This window comes from Cupriavidus malaysiensis, assembly GCF_001854325.1.
GTDB lineage: Bacteria > Pseudomonadota > Gammaproteobacteria > Burkholderiales > Burkholderiaceae > Cupriavidus > Cupriavidus malaysiensis.
In genome coordinates this window covers 1,446,746-1,460,258 of sequence record NZ_CP017754.1, presented here as the reverse complement: position 1 = coordinate 1,460,258, position 13,513 = coordinate 1,446,746, and the positions used below count along the sequence as shown (strand labels likewise).

The window sequence follows — 13,513 nt, the reverse complement described above, 5'->3', positions numbered from 1 at the left end:
GCGCCGCAACACCGCGCAGTGCCTCAATGCCGCCCCGGCAGCGCAAGCCGGCGCTCGAGCATGTGCTGCAGCCCGGCCAGCAGCGTGCTGAGCACCCAGTAGATGGCGGCCACTGCCAGGTAGAGCGGCAGCGGCTGGTAGGTGGCGGCGATCACTTCCTGCGCCGTGCGCAGCAGTTCGGTCACCGTGATGACCGACACCAGCGACGTGTCCTTGATCAGGCTGATCAGGCTGTTGGACAGGCTCGGCACCGCCAGCCGCAGGGCCTGCGGGCCGATCACGTAGCGCAGCGCCTGCAGCGGCGTGAAGCCGAGGCTGTAGGCCGCCAGCCATTGGCCGCGCGCCACGCCGACAATGGCACCGCGCATGCTTTCCGACAGGTAGGCGCCGACGTTCAGGCTCAGCGTCAGCACGCCGGCCGGGGTCGGTTCCAGCGCGATGCCGATGCCCGGCAGGCCGTAGTAGACGACGAAGATCTGCACCAGCAGCGGCGTGCCGCGCATGATGCTGACGTAGCCGCGCGCCAGGGCCACCGCCAGGCGCTGGCCGCTGATGCCCATCAGCGCCACCAGCAGGCCCACCAGCAGGCCGAAGCCCATCGACCACACGGCGAATTTCACCGTCAGCAGCATGCCCTGCAACAGCACGGGCAGTGAATCCAGCACCAGCTTCAGAGCAGGCATGGCGGCAGCGCGAAAGCCGGCCGCAGGGGCGCGCCGGCCGGCACGCCCGCATGGGCCGGTGAGTTGGCCGGCGCCGCTAACGGGCCGGGCGTGTCACGTCGACGTCGAACCACTTGGTCGACAGGCGGGCCAGGCTGCCGTCCCGGCGCAGGTCCTCCAGCGCCTGGTCGATGGCTTTGGCGAAGGCGGGATTGCCCTTGCGGAACGGAATGGCCACTTCGGCATTGGCACCCGGCAGCACGGCACCGGGCCGCAACGGCAGCTTGGCGGTCTTGACCAGGTAGCCCACCATCAAGCGGTCGTTGAGCGCGGCATCGATGCGCTGCGCGGCCAGGTCGCGCAGGTACTCGGGCGCGCCGGGATAGGTCTTGAGGTCGATGCCCGGCACCGACTTGGCCATCTCGTTGTAGTTGCTGCCCAGGCTGACGCCCAGCTTGAACCCCTTCAGGTCGGCCAGCGAACGGAAGGCACGCTTGTCGTCCTGGCGCTGGATCAGCTGCGCCGCCGAATAGGCGTAGGGGGTGGAGAAATCGAGCACCTCGCGCCGCTGCGGCGTGATCGCGACCTGGTTGACGATCACGTCGAACTTGCCCGCCTGCAGGCCGGCGATGATGCCGCTCCATTCGGTGGTGACGAATTCCGCCTTGACCCCCAGCCTGGCCGCCACAGCCTTCGCCACGTCGACGTCGAAGCCGTCGAGCTGGTTATCCGGGCCGCGGAAATTGAAAGGCGGGTAGGTCCCTTCCAGCCCGACTTTCAGCGCGCCGGCCTGCCGGACCGCATCGAGCAGGTCGGCCGCCCCGGCCGGCGTGCAGAACAAGCCGGCCACCGAGGCCGTCATCGCGAGCAGGAAAGCGGCCCAGCCCCTTCGAAGCGTTCGCATGGCTCCTCCCATCGTTCTGGCAATCGGTCCGGCTCGGCCCGAGGCAGGCCGGCCGCGCCGCGTCCGCAACGGGCGGCACCGCAGTGATGCATGCGGCGCCGCGCCAGCGCAGGCGTGGTCGCATCCATTCTAGGACGTGCCCGCGCAGGATGCGACCCGGACGCCGCAGCAGGCGAGCCGGCGGGCCGCGCAAGCACCGCCCGGCGCGGCCGCGGCGGCGCTACTGGAAAGCCTTGTCGTTGGGCTGGGCGTAGAGCGACTTCATATCGGCCGACAGCGGGTAGTTCAGGTTGAGGCCGCGCGGCGGGATCGGCGACTGGAACCACTTCTTGTAGAGCAGCTCGGCACGGCCGCTGGTCATCAGGTCGGCGATCACGCCGTCGGCCAGCTTCTTGAAGGCCGGATCGTCCTTGCGCAGCATGCAGGCATAGTTCTCCGTCTGCAGCGGCGTGCCGACCACCACCCAGTCGTCGCGGTTCTTGGCCTTGGTCAGTTCGCCGTAGAGCAAGGGCTCGTCCATCACGAAAGCGACGGCGCGCCCGCTTTCCAGGATCAGGAAGGACTGGCCGTGGTCCTTGGTGCTGATCAGGTTCATGTTCATGGCCTTCTCGCCGTTCATCTTCACCAGCAGGCGCTCGTCGGTGGTGCCGGCGGTGGTCACCACATTGCGGCCGGCGAGGTCGGGGAAGTCCTTGATGCCGGAGTCCTTGCGCGTCAGCATGCGCAGGCCATAGACGAACAGGCTGTTGCTGAAGGCGACCTGCTTCTGCCGCTCCAGGTTGTTGGTCGTGGTGCCGCACTCCAGGTCGATGGTGCCGTTCATCATCAGCGGGATGCGGTTCTGCGAGGTGATCGGCATCAGCTTCACCTGGAGCGCTGGCAGGCTCAGCTGCGCCTTCACCTTGTCGACGATGTGCAGCATGATCTCGTGCGAGTAACCCATCACGTCCTTGCCGTTGGTGTAGGAGAAGGGGATGGAAGACTCGCGGTAGCCCAGCGTGATCACGCCGCTGTCCTTGATCTTGCGCAGCGTGTCGCTATCGCCCTCGGCGGCGCCGGCGGCCGCGGATGCCAGCGCGAACAGGGCCGCGGCGGCCGCGGCGCGCCGGCGGGAGGAGGTTCGCATCGGGCGTACGTTCAGCATCATGGTGAGGCTCTCCTGGTGGGGGGACGATCCGGATCGCACGATGCCAGGCCAGGGCCATGCCGGGCGCGCCGGGGCGCGCGGCGGCCGGGCACCCCGCCGCCTGCCGCCACGCCGGCCCCGGAACCCGGCACGGCCCTGCCTGTCATGCGATCCGCGCAGCGTAGCGGAGCGCGTGCGGCTTGCCCAATGCGAATACGTGCCAGAATATGTCCGAAGGCTATACCCTGGCCCGTCCCGACGTATCCCCTGCCTTTGCGCCCTCCGACCATGCGCCTGCGACAGATCGAAGTCTTCCGTGCCGTCATGCTGACCGGCACCGCCAGCGAGGCGGCGCGCCTGCTGCACGTGTCCCAGCCAGTCGTGACACGCGTGCTGCAGCACGCCGAGGCTTCGCTCGGCTTCCGCCTGTTCGAGCGCGTCAAGGGGAGGCTCCAGGCCACACCCGAGGCCGCTGCCCTGTACGGCGATGTCGAACGGCTATATGGCGAGATCGAACGGGTGCGGCGCGTCTCGGAAAGCCTGCGCCACAGCGGCGCCGGGCGGCTGCGCGTGGCGGCGACGCCCAGCCTGGCCGGCCCCCTGCTGGTGCCGGCGCTGCAGCGCTTCTGCGCGCGCCACCCCGACACCCAGGTCCAGGTACTCACCCACCATACCGGCGAGATCGTGCAGGGCCTGCTGTCCAACCAGATCGACCTGGGCTTCGCCTTCTCGCCGCCACGCCATGAAGCGCTCGCGGCGGCAGCGGTGGCATCGGGACGCATGCTGCTGGCGGTGCCGCGCGGCCTGCCGCTGCCCGCCGGCGGGCGGCGCGGCAGCGTGTCCATGCAGCGGCTCGCCGAGCGGCCTTTCATCGCCTACGACGACAACAGCTCGCTCGGGCTGCTGGTACGCCAGACGCTGGCGCGCAACGGGCTGGAACCGCGCTCCACGCTGGAAGTACAGACCTACTCGCTGGCGCTGGCCATGGTCGAAGCCGGGCTCGGCCTGACCCTGCTCGACCAGTTCACCGCGCTCGACGCCGATCCGGCCCGTATTGCACTGCACCAGATCGAACCTGCCCTGCCCTTCGAGATCCACGCGCTGCGCGCGCGCCACCGTGCCACCTCCAGCCTGGTCGACGACATGCGCGCCCAGTTCGCCCTGGTGGCGCAAGCCACCGCGCAAGCGTTGCCGCAGCGGCTGGAGGCACCGGCCGTGGTGTTCGAGCCGGCGGCCGCCGGCGCCGAGAATTGACAGCCACGCGAGGCGTGCACCATCATCGACACGAGCCAATACGGCGCCCCTCTCCATGTTCGCCCTGATCCTGCTCCTCCTCGTGCTGGCCAGCGCCTTCTTCTCGATCTCCGAGATCGCGTTGACGGCCTCGCGCCGCACCAAGCTGCAGACGCTGTCCGAACGCGGCGACCGCCGCGCGACCAAGGTCATGCTGCTCAAGGAAGAGCCCGGCAACTTCTTCACCATCGTGCAGATCGGCGTCAACAGCGTGGCCATCCTGGCCGGCATCCTGGGCGAAAAGCACGTGTCCGACCTGGTCTTCGCCGCGCTCTCGCCCTATATGGCGCAGGACATGGCGCAGCGCAGCGCCAATATCGGCTCCTTCCTGATCGTGACGCTGCTGTTCATCCAGTTCGCCGACCTGATCCCCAAGCGTATCGCCATGACCTTCCCCGAGACGTGTGCACTGGCGGTGATCGAGCCCATGCTGATGCTGCTCAAGGTGCTGCGTCCGCTGGTCTACGTGTTCAACGCGGCCGCCGACGCCGCGCTGCGGCTGTTCGGGCTGCCCACCAAGCCGGTCGACCAGATCACCTCCGAGGATATCGCCGCCATGGTCGATGCCGGCGCCGAGGCGGGCGTGCTGCACAAGCACGAGATCCACCTGATCGAGAACGTGTTCGAGCTCGACTCCAAGAGCGTGACGGCCATCATGACGCCGCGCGACGAGGTCGTTTACCTGCAACTGGACGAGTCGACCGACAGCGTGCGGCGCAAGCTGGTCAGCGAGCCGCACGCGCAGTATCCGGTGTGCGGCCGCGACCTGGACGACCTGCTCGGCTACATCGACACCAAGGACATCATGCAGCGGCTGCTGTCCGACCAGGCCATGCCGCTGGGCAATATCGGCAAGCATCACGACAAGAACGTGCTCGTGATCCCCGACACCCTGACCCTGTCGGAAGCGCTCACGCGCTTCCGCGAGATGCACCAGGGCTTCGCCGTGGTGATGAACGAATACGGGCTGGTGGTCGGCGTGGTCACGCTCGATGACATCGTCGGCGCCCTGATGGGCGACATCCTCTACTCCAACGAGGACGAGCAGATCGTGCGGCGCGACGACAACTCCTGGCTGGTCGACGGCCTGACGCCGCTGGTCGACCTGAAAAAGGCGCTGGAAGTGGAAACACTGCCGGGCGAAGACTACGTCGACACCGCGGGCGGGCTGGTGATCTACACGCTCAAGCGCATTCCCAAGAAATCCGAGTCCATCGAAGTGGCAGGATACCGGCTGGAGGTGGTGGACATCGACCACCACAAGATCGACCAGTTGCTGGTGTCGCGGCTGCCGCTGGCCGAGCGCACCTCCACTTGAGGCCAGCCTCCCGCCCGTGACACGGGATGCGGTGGCCGGACGGTCAGCTCAGGCAGGCCGCATTCACCACACCCGCAGCCAGCGAAATCATGCCCATCAACAGCCCCATGCCGCGGTTGTCGGCGGCAATGGCCGCGCTGACATTGCGCAAGGCGGCGGCTACGGCCAGGTAGGTCAGCACCTGCACCACGAATGCCGCCAGCGCCCACAGCAGGAACAGGCGGAACGAGGCGTTGTGCTGGATGCTGGACGACAGCGTCAGCGAGAAGCCCAGCACCGCGCCGCCGAGCGATAGCGCGGCGGCTACGTTGCCCGCGCGGATGAGCGCAAACTCGCGATGCGGCGTCACGCGCGTGTAGACCAGCAGGAACAGGCCCAGCAGGCCGAAGCTGGAAAGGATGTAGATCAGGTAGGCAAGCGCCGGAGACAGGAGGCTGGGCATGGGAAGCGACAGGTGGTTGCAACTGTTCGGTTCGGCGGGGGCGACCAGACTTGGAGACCGGGCAGCGAAGGCCGGAGCAGCCATGTACGTCGGTCGGCAAGCCTCAGCCACCACCGGAGCGGCCGGAGGATCCCCCAAAGCGACTGGTAAAGCCGCCGCGCGAGATGACCGGCCCCTGCGTGGCTGCGGTCATAGGCATCGACAGGCCCATGGACCTTCCTCGACCCAGCGCGCTGCGGCGTACGGTGGCCTCCTCGATCATGGCGCTGCGCGGGGCACCCTCGACCCACGTCTTGCGTGAGATCGAGCCGTTGCCGTCATATTCGAGCAGCCAACGCCCGGACGCGCCGGACATATCGTGCCGTGTCTGGGTGCCGTTCGCGTGGTACACGGTCCCGCTTGCCGTGTAGTAAGGGCCATACCAGCGTGCCAGGGGAGTGGAGTAGCCTAGTGAGCCGGCATGTGGGCTGGGCGCCTCGCGAAACGCGGGGGTACCGCCGCCAGCCGTAGCCTGCTGGGCATGGAAGATTGCGCCCGGGCTGTCGATGGGCACATTCTCGCAGTCACCCTGCATCGACCAGTCCGCCTCACAATCCGCCAGCGACGCGTAGCTTGCCCGCCGCACGGTGACGCCGGGGTCGTCATCCGCCTCGTCGCTGCAGGAACCCACCACACTGGCAACCACGGTGAATACGCCAACGATCCACAGCACAGGCACCGCTTGGGAGCGAAGCGTGCTCAATGCGGGCACCGTCGAGAGATCGGAGGAATACAGTGGGCGGCCGGTGCCTTTCAACGAACCGCTCGGCCTGGGTTGGTGAGGACTGCCGTACTTCGACGGCTGCCGCTGGCCGCTCTTCCTCGTCATCGTCCCTAGCCTCGCAAGAAATAGTGTGGCACGAAGAAGCTGGTGTTCTTGATGATGGGACCGGCCTCCTCCCGCACGCACAGGCCGCAGGGCTCATCGTCGACGATCCAGACACCGAGGGTGGTAAAGCGGCCATCGAACTGCCGCGCTGGCGCGTAGGCCTGGTAGACGAAGCCCTCCGCGCCATACTCGCCAGGATTGTCGATGCAGCCATGCGGCGTCACCAGGCTCACGCCCTCCCCTTCGCGCGACAGGAATGGCTTCTTGGCATGCGGCCGGCCGGCGAAGCGGCTCTCTTCGAACGAGGCCTCGAGCAAGTTCGGATGCCCGGGAAACAACTCCCACAGGATGGGCAGGAGAGCCTTGTTGGAAAGCACGGTTTTCCAACAAGGCTCGATCCAGCGCACCGGGCTGTGCAGGAGCAGATCGCGATAATCCGACGTGACCATCCACTCCCACGGGTACAGCTTGAATGCCACCTGTATCGGCACCGCGTCGGCATCATAGAAGCCGCCGCGTCCATCGCTACCGATGTCCTGCATGTCGACCAGCTTGACCGACCAGCCGGCCTGCAATGCAGTATCCATCAGGTACTCCACATTGCCGATGTCTTCCTGGCTGTCGAACATGCAGGCGAAATGCAGCAGGGAGGCGTTGCGATAGTGCTTGCGCAGCCATTGCCAGCGCGCCACCAGCGCCTCGTGCAGGCTGTTGAACTGATCGGCCTGCGGCTGTACCGCCGCCTTCCAGTACCACTGCGCGATGCTCGACTCGATCAGGGAAGTCGGCGTGTCCGCATTGAACTCATACATCTTGGGCACGCCATCGGCATCCAGCGTCATGTCGAAGCGTCCGAACAAGGTCGGATCGTCGCGCTCCCACGAGGCGCGGATCAGCGGCGCGACGTGCGCGGGAATCGCCAGGCGCGCGAACAGGTCATGATCGATCACATGCTGGACGGCCTCCAGGCAGCGCTGGTTAAGATCCAGCGCGGCGGCATAGAGACGCTCGACCTCCTCGGAGTCGAAGGCATAGGCCGCATCCTCTCGCCAATAGAAGAACGCATCGCCGTCCACCGCGCGGCAGACGTTGTGCTCATCGAGCGAATGGAAGTGAAAGCCGATCCGTTCGAGCTCGCGCGGCCAATTGTCACGGGGAAGCTGCGCAACGCGCATCATGATCGGCGGCCCTCTCTGGCCTTGCCCACGCGGTCCCCGGCCGGCATTGACGAAACCCTCGCACCGCTGAGCGAGGCAGGCCGGCAAGTCCTGCTGCTGCTTCCAAGCACCCCCAAGACTTGCCCCTGTGAACTGGAAAGCCCCAATTGGACACCGCCTCCCCTCCAGGCTTCCATCAGCCGAAGCTGAATTTCGCGCGCGCCGGTTCGCAAAGTCAGCGGTAGAGCAAGCTCCCCCGGACAGTACACAGCACCATCGAAGTAGAGCGCTCGGGCAGGATGCGCGAAGGTGCCCTTCCCCTGTTTCCGTGCGCTCATGGCACCGGAGAAGGCCTCGCTTCAACGTTCGAGCTGGCGCGGGGCCGGAACATCGTCCCCCGGAACTGAAACGCGCGCGAACAGTCAGGCGAATGTCGAGGATTCCGTGGCGGGAGTTGGCGAGGGGGTGCGCAGACAGCCTCGGCGGGCGCGCCCACAACGGAGCACTGGACCGAGACGACGACTGAGACGTTGCATGAAGAAAAAAAGCCTGTCGAAAAATCGACAGGCTTTTTCTATTTGGCGGAGAGGGAGGGATTCGAACCCTCGGTACGCTTGCACGTACGCCTGATTTCGAGTCAGGTACAATCGACCACTCTGCCACCTCTCCTGGAACTTGTTCGCCGGTGGCAATCAGCGAAGAACAAGATTATAGCGATAGCCTCGCCCCCGCTGCAAGCCCCTTCCGCAAAAAAGTTTTACGCCTCGGGTTCGAGCCGTTCGATGCCGCCCATGTAGGCGCGCAGCGCGGTCGGCACGGTCACCGAACCGTCGGCGTTCTGGTAGTTCTCCAGGATGGCCACCAGCGTGCGGCCGACTGCCAGCCCGGAACCGTTCAGCGTGTGCAGCAGCTCGGGCTTGCCCTGCGCATTGCGCGTGCGTGCCTGCATGCGGCGCGCCTGGAAGTCGCCCATGTTCGAGCAGGAGCTGATCTCGCGATAGGTGTTCTGCGCGGGGATCCACACTTCGAGGTCATAGGTCTTGGTGCTGCCGAAGCCCATGTCGCCGGTGCACAGCACGATGGTGCGGAACGGCAGTTCCAGCTTCTTCAGGATGGCCTCGGCGTGGCCGGTCATTTCCTCCAGCGCCGCGAAGGACTGCTCGGCCGGCACCACCTGCACCATCTCGACCTTGTCGAACTGGTGCTGGCGGATCATGCCGCGCGTGTCCTTGCCGTAGGAGCCCGCCTCCGAGCGGAAGCACGGCGAATGGGCGACGAAGCGCAGCGGCAGCTTGTCGGCCGCGACGATGGCGTCGCGCACGATATTGGTCAGCGGCACCTCGGCGGTCGGGATCAGGTAGAAGTTCTCGATGCGCTCGCCACCATCCTCGGCCTCGCCGCCGACCTTGCGCGGCACCTTGAACAGGTCTTCCTCGAACTTCGGCAACTGCCCGGTACCGCGCATCGAGGCGGCATTGACGATGTAGGGTACGTAGGTCTCGGTATAACCATGCTCCGTCGCATGGGTGTCGATCATGAACTGCGCCAGCGCACGGTGCAGGCGCGCCACGCCGCCGCGCAGCATCGCGAAGCGTGCGCCGGTGACCTTGGCCGCGGTATCGAAGTCCAGGCCGAGGCGCGCGCCCACGTCGACGTGGTCCTTGATCTCGAAGTCGAAGCTGCGCGGCGTGCCGACGCGGCGCACTTCCACATTGCCGCTCTCGTCGGCGCCGACCGGCACGCTCTCGTGGGGCAGGTTCGGGATCGTCAGCATCAGATCAGACAACTGGGCCTGGATCTCGTCCAGCCGCGCGGCCGAGGCCTTGAGCGTGTCGCCGATGCCACCGACCTCGGCCATCACCGCGGAGGTGTCCTCGCCCTTGCCCTTGAGCATGCCGATCTGCTTGGAGAGGCTGTTGCGGCGCGCCTGCAGTTCCTCGGTCTGGGTCTGCAGTTGCTTGCGTTCGGTCTCGAGGGCCTGGAAGGCGGCCACGTCGAGTTGGAAGCCGCGCGTGGCGAGGCGCTGGGCCACGGCGTCGATGTCTTTGCGGAACAGCTGGATGTCGAGCATGTCGAGGATCGGGGAAGTGCGGAGCCGGCGACATGCCGGCGGACCCGCTATTTTACTGCAGCGGCGACGCCCGTCCGCCGGGAACAGCGAGAACGGGACGCCGCTTATCGGTCGCCCGGCTCCGCCGGGCCGGCGGCGGGATCGGCGGCAGCGCCTGAGGCCCCGCGCGCGGCGCGCTCGGCCGCGGCGGCTTTGGCTGCATTTTCAGCCTTCGCAGCCTTCTGGCGCCGGTGCCAGTCGGCGTCGAGCTCGCGCAGGTGGCGCAGCTTGTCGCCGATCTTGCCCTCCAGGCCGCGTGGCGTCGGCTGGTACCAGCCCTGCGGGCGCAGGTCGTCCGGGAAATAGTGCTCGCCGGCGGCGTAGGCCTCGGGCTCGTCGTGCGCGTAGCGGTAGGCGTGGCCGTAGCCCAGTTCCTTCATCAGCTTGGTGGGCGCATTGCGCAGATGCACGGGCACCGGGCGCGACTTGTCCTTGGCGACGAAGGCGCGCGCCGCGTTGTAGGCGTTGTAGCCGGCATTGGACTTGGGCGCCACGGCCAGGTAGACCAGCGCTTGCGCCAGCGCCAGCTCCCCCTCCGGCGAGCCCAGCCGCTCATAGGTCTCGGCAGCATCCAGGGTGATGCGGGCGGCGCGCGGGTCGGCCAGCCCGATGTCTTCCCACGCCATGCGCACGATGCGCCGGGCCAGGTAGCGCGGATCGGCGCCGCCATCCAGCATGCGGCAGAACCAGTACAGCGCGCCGTCGGGATCGGAGCCACGCACGGACTTGTGCAGGGCGCTGATCTGGTCGTAGAAGGCATCGCCGCCCTTGTCGAAGCGACGCAGGTTCTCCGACAGGGCACTGCCCAGCAGCGCGGTGTCGATGGCCTGCTGGCCGGCGCTGCGCGCCGCGCGCGCGACGATCTCGATATTGTTGAGCAGCTTGCGGCCGTCGCCGTCGGCCGACGCCACGATCAGCTTGAGCGCCTCGTCGTCCCAGCGCAGCCCGCCCAGCTCCGCGCTCGCACGGCCCGCGAGCTGCGCCAGCTCGGCGTCGTCCAGGCTCTTGAGCACGTAGACCGCCGCGCGCGACAGTAATGCGCCGTTGACCTCGAAGGACGGGTTCTCGGTGGTGGCGCCGATAAAGGTGAACAGACCGCTTTCCACGTGCGGCAGGAAGGCATCCTGCTGGCTCTTGTTGAAGCGGTGCACCTCGTCGACGAAGACCAGGGTGCGGCGGCCGTGGGCGCGGTATTGCTCGGCGCGCTCGACCGCCTCGCGGATGTCCTTGACGCCCGACAGCACTGCCGACAAGGCGATGAACTCGGCGTCGAAGGCGTCGGCCATCAGCCTTGCCAGCGTGGTCTTGCCCACACCGGGCGGCCCCCACAGGATCATCGAGTGCGGCTCGCCGGAAGCAAAGGCCACGCGCAGCGGCTTGCCCGGCCCGAGCAGGTGCTGCTGGCCGATGACTTCATCGATGTTGCGCGGGCGCAGCCGCTCCGCGAGCGGCTGGTTGGAACGGTCAGGGGTTTCGGAGAACAGCGTATCCGCCACGGTTGTCATGCCTCGGTATCGGGGCGCGCCGCGTGCGGCGCGCGACCTCACAGTGTAGACCATCCGCGGCGCCACCCCGCCCTTGCCGGCCGTGCCGGCCTTGCCTAGTCGCCGCCGCTGGCGGCGAAGGCGTCGAGGATGGCGCCGGCCGCCCTGCCGGTGCGGGCGCGCCAGGCGGCCACCGGCGCAGAAGCCGCCGCGCGCAGCGCCGCGCGCACGCCCGGCTCCGCCTCGCCGCGCACGGTCACGCCGTTCGCCATCATCTGCGCCGCGTTCTCGGCGATGCGCGTCGACAGCCGCGCCCACTGGCGCTGCTCGGTGGCCTGTGCGGCGGCATCGACCACCTCGCGCTGGGCCGGCGTCAGGGCCGCATAACTGGCATTGCCGACAGTCGTGAAGGACAGCGGCATGGCATAGCCGATCGCGGTGAAGTTGGGCAGGTAGCGCCACAGCTTGCGCGCCGCGCCGTCATCGCCGGAGCACAGCACCGCATTGACAGAGCCCTCGCGCAGGCGGGGCATGGTGTCGGACAGCGGCAGCTCGACCGCACGTGCGCCGGCGGTGCGGATCAGCCCGGTCGAAATCGTGTCGGCAGTGCGCACCGTCAGCGCGCGCAGGTCCGCCAGCGAGGCCAGCGGCGCACGCGACCACAACCCGGTCGGCGGCCACGGCGTGATGTAGAGCAGGTGCTGCCCCTGCGCGGCCAAGGCGCGTGCGTAGTCGGCGCGCGCCAGCCCGGCCAGGCGCCGCGCCGACTCCAGCGAGGTCGCGATGAAGGGCAGCGAGGGCAGCTGGAACAGAGGATCGAGCTGGCCCAGTGCTTCGGCCGGGATGTCGCCGCCGTCGCCGCGCGCGTCCCTCGCCGCTGTCGCCGCGGGTGGCGGCAGCGGGCGGGCGTCCACGCCGGCCTCGAAGGCGGGCGCCACCAGCAGCGTCCCGCCCGAGCGCGCCTTCATCTCCTCGGCAAAGGTCGACAGTCCCTCGCCGGCCATGCCGGCGGCCGGTGCTTCCGTCGTCATGCGCCAGGTCACCGGCGCAGGCGCGCTTGCCGCGGCCGAAGCGGCCGAAGCGGCCGGCGCCGGTGCCGACGCGGGCTGCGCCCGCGCCGGCACGAACGGCGTCATCGACAACAGCGCCAGCACCAGCGGCAACGGCCGTCCGCAGGCCCGCCGGAGGAGGCGGGAAAGCAAGACGTCGCACACGGCGAGACGAAGCATGTCACGGTCCTAGCGTTGTTCGAGCCTGGGTGGAAGGGGCAGCCCGCAGGCCCGGGCCGCACCGCATTATAGGGAGTCGCCATCACCGCCACGGCTTGCGGCGAGGTGATGCCGCACCGCCTTCAGGATCCCGCGCCCCGGCCGATATACGAACTACCGATGCCCTGCATTGACGCCGGCGCGCGCGAGCCGGCGCCATGCCGCCCTGTTGCCAGAGACCCCTATGCTGCTGTCCTACCGCATGTTGCTGTTCAAGATTTCCCGGCTGACGGGCCGCAACCGCATGACCGCTGTCGACGAGATCGCGCTGGCCGGCCAGCTCGCCGAAATGATGCATCGCCCGCATGCAGCGGAGCGCGTGGTGGCGGACCTGATGGATCACGAGCATGCCCAGGTGCGCCGCGTCGCCCTGAACGCGGTGCGGCGCGCACGCTGCTTTGCCTGCCCTAACCTGTTGCCGGCCCTGCTGCGCCGCCTGGCCGATGCCGAACCCTGGTTGCGCCATGACGCGGCCTGGGTGGTCGCCGAGGGCCAGTTCGACGGCGCCGAACTCCGTGCCGCGCTGCGCCGCCTGGCCGGCCGGACGCAGTTGCCGCAGGACGCGGCGCGCGCGCGCGCCTTCCCCGACGATGCCCTGCTCCAGGCCCAGGTCAAGGCACGCACGGCCCTTGACGCACTGTTGAAGAAGAGCGCCGCGGAGGCCAACCGCAGGCTGGGACTGGCCGGGGCCGCAGGCTATGCCAAAGGCACGGTCGGCCACAACAATATGGTCCGGCGGGAAACGAACCGCCGCACGGCCGCGCGGCGCCTGGACAGCAGCGTGCGGCTGACCTACCGCCCGCTGCCACCGCCCGAGGGCGTGCTGCGCATCAATTCGGCGGCCAAGACCAAGACCTCGCCGGGCTGAACCGGACCGGCCG

The 13,513-nt window shown here is 68.1% G+C and carries 12 protein-coding genes and 1 tRNA gene; 3 read left to right on the top strand and 10 right to left on the bottom strand.

Annotated elements, in window-relative coordinates; translation table 11 throughout:
- Positions 1-23: 23 nt before the first annotated feature.
- The 3 genes from BKK80_RS06285 to BKK80_RS06275 all read right to left on the bottom strand — a co-directional run bounded on the left by BKK80_RS06285 (position 24) and on the right by BKK80_RS06275 (position 2,713).
- Positions 24-683: an amino acid ABC transporter permease gene (locus tag BKK80_RS06285; RefSeq protein ID WP_071011615.1), complete on the bottom strand. Its 660-nt coding sequence runs from the start codon at positions 681-683 to the stop codon at positions 24-26.
- 76 nt (positions 684-759) lie between these two features.
- Entirely contained in the window at positions 760-1,566 is an 807-nt protein-coding gene (locus BKK80_RS06280) for a transporter substrate-binding domain-containing protein (RefSeq protein ID WP_071037310.1), read from the bottom strand.
- Positions 1,567-1,786: 220 nt separating this feature from the next.
- Positions 1,787-2,713, bottom strand: coding sequence for a glutamate/aspartate ABC transporter substrate-binding protein (locus tag BKK80_RS06275; protein WP_418235883.1), 927 nt, complete (start codon positions 2,711-2,713; stop codon positions 1,787-1,789).
- Positions 2,714-2,980: 267 nt separating this feature from the next.
- Between BKK80_RS06275 and BKK80_RS06270 the strand changes: the two genes are divergently transcribed.
- Together BKK80_RS06270 and paeA are read left to right on the top strand one after the other, a co-directional pair.
- Complete coding sequence (locus BKK80_RS06270) at positions 2,981-3,946, top strand: LysR family transcriptional regulator (protein WP_071011611.1); 966 nt, start codon at positions 2,981-2,983, stop codon at positions 3,944-3,946.
- A 55-nt stretch (positions 3,947-4,001) separates the two neighbouring features.
- Complete coding sequence (gene paeA / locus BKK80_RS06265) at positions 4,002-5,303, top strand: polyamine export protein PaeA (protein ID WP_071037311.1); 1,302 nt, start codon at positions 4,002-4,004, stop codon at positions 5,301-5,303.
- Between the two features lie 43 nt (positions 5,304-5,346).
- Here the strand turns inward: paeA and BKK80_RS06260 are convergent, their stop codons facing one another.
- From BKK80_RS06260 to dctP, 7 genes are all read right to left on the bottom strand, one after another.
- Positions 5,347-5,745: a DUF350 domain-containing protein gene (locus tag BKK80_RS06260; RefSeq protein ID WP_084084507.1), complete on the bottom strand. Its 399-nt coding sequence runs from the start codon at positions 5,743-5,745 to the stop codon at positions 5,347-5,349.
- A gap of 103 nt (positions 5,746-5,848) precedes the next feature.
- The gene (locus BKK80_RS06255) at positions 5,849-6,613 is read right to left on the bottom strand and encodes a hypothetical protein (RefSeq protein WP_071068749.1); all 765 of its coding nucleotides are present in this window, start codon (positions 6,611-6,613) and stop codon (positions 5,849-5,851) included.
- 5 nt (positions 6,614-6,618) lie between these two features.
- Positions 6,619-7,791: a glutathionylspermidine synthase family protein gene (locus BKK80_RS06250; protein WP_071068748.1), complete on the bottom strand. Its 1,173-nt coding sequence runs from the start codon at positions 7,789-7,791 to the stop codon at positions 6,619-6,621.
- A gap of 558 nt (positions 7,792-8,349) precedes the next feature.
- A tRNA-Ser gene (locus BKK80_RS06245) sits at positions 8,350-8,439 on the bottom strand.
- An 88-nt stretch (positions 8,440-8,527) separates the two neighbouring features.
- Positions 8,528-9,841 (bottom strand): serine--tRNA ligase, encoded by a 1,314-nt coding sequence (gene serS, locus BKK80_RS06240; protein ID WP_071011606.1) that lies wholly within the window; start codon positions 9,839-9,841, stop codon positions 8,528-8,530.
- Positions 9,842-9,945: 104 nt separating this feature from the next.
- A complete protein-coding gene (locus BKK80_RS06235; protein ID WP_157128386.1) occupies positions 9,946-11,385 on the bottom strand; it encodes a replication-associated recombination protein A in 1,440 nt (479 codons plus the stop codon).
- 95 nt (positions 11,386-11,480) lie between these two features.
- The gene (gene dctP, locus BKK80_RS06230; protein WP_236903728.1) at positions 11,481-12,593 is read right to left on the bottom strand and encodes a TRAP transporter substrate-binding protein DctP; all 1,113 of its coding nucleotides are present in this window, start codon (positions 12,591-12,593) and stop codon (positions 11,481-11,483) included.
- A 223-nt stretch (positions 12,594-12,816) separates the two neighbouring features.
- Between dctP and BKK80_RS06225 the strand changes: the two genes are divergently transcribed.
- A complete protein-coding gene (locus BKK80_RS06225) occupies positions 12,817-13,500 on the top strand; it encodes a hypothetical protein (protein WP_231907995.1) in 684 nt (227 codons plus the stop codon).
- The last annotated feature ends 13 nt before the right edge of the window (positions 13,501-13,513 follow it).

What these genes read in the sequence shown, in the direction of transcription:
- serS (WP_071011606.1), bottom strand. Translation starts at nt 9,841, where the DNA reads ATGCTCGACATCCAGCTGTTCCGCAAAGACATCGACGCCGTGGCCCAG.
- BKK80_RS06280 (WP_071037310.1), bottom strand. Translation starts at nt 1,566, where the DNA reads ATGCGAACGCTTCGAAGGGGCTGGGCCGCTTTCCTGCTCGCGATGACG.
- BKK80_RS06250 (WP_071068748.1), bottom strand. Translation starts at nt 7,791, where the DNA reads ATGATGCGCGTTGCGCAGCTTCCCCGTGACAATTGGCCGCGCGAGCTC.
- BKK80_RS06235 (WP_157128386.1), bottom strand. Translation starts at nt 11,385, where the DNA reads ATGACAACCGTGGCGGATACGCTGTTCTCCGAAACCCCTGACCGTTCC.
- BKK80_RS06275 (WP_418235883.1), bottom strand. Translation starts at nt 2,713, where the DNA reads ATGATGCTGAACGTACGCCCGATGCGAACCTCCTCCCGCCGGCGCGCC.
- dctP (WP_236903728.1), bottom strand. Translation starts at nt 12,593, where the DNA reads ATGCTTCGTCTCGCCGTGTGCGACGTCTTGCTTTCCCGCCTCCTCCGG.
- BKK80_RS06225 (WP_231907995.1), top strand. Translation starts at nt 12,817, where the DNA reads ATGCTGCTGTCCTACCGCATGTTGCTGTTCAAGATTTCCCGGCTGACG.
- BKK80_RS06285 (WP_071011615.1), bottom strand. Translation starts at nt 683, where the DNA reads ATGCCTGCTCTGAAGCTGGTGCTGGATTCACTGCCCGTGCTGTTGCAG.
- BKK80_RS06260 (WP_084084507.1), bottom strand. Translation starts at nt 5,745, where the DNA reads ATGCCCAGCCTCCTGTCTCCGGCGCTTGCCTACCTGATCTACATCCTT.
- BKK80_RS06255 (WP_071068749.1), bottom strand. Translation starts at nt 6,613, where the DNA reads ATGACGAGGAAGAGCGGCCAGCGGCAGCCGTCGAAGTACGGCAGTCCT.
- paeA (WP_071037311.1), top strand. Translation starts at nt 4,002, where the DNA reads ATGTTCGCCCTGATCCTGCTCCTCCTCGTGCTGGCCAGCGCCTTCTTC.
- BKK80_RS06270 (WP_071011611.1), top strand. Translation starts at nt 2,981, where the DNA reads ATGCGCCTGCGACAGATCGAAGTCTTCCGTGCCGTCATGCTGACCGGC.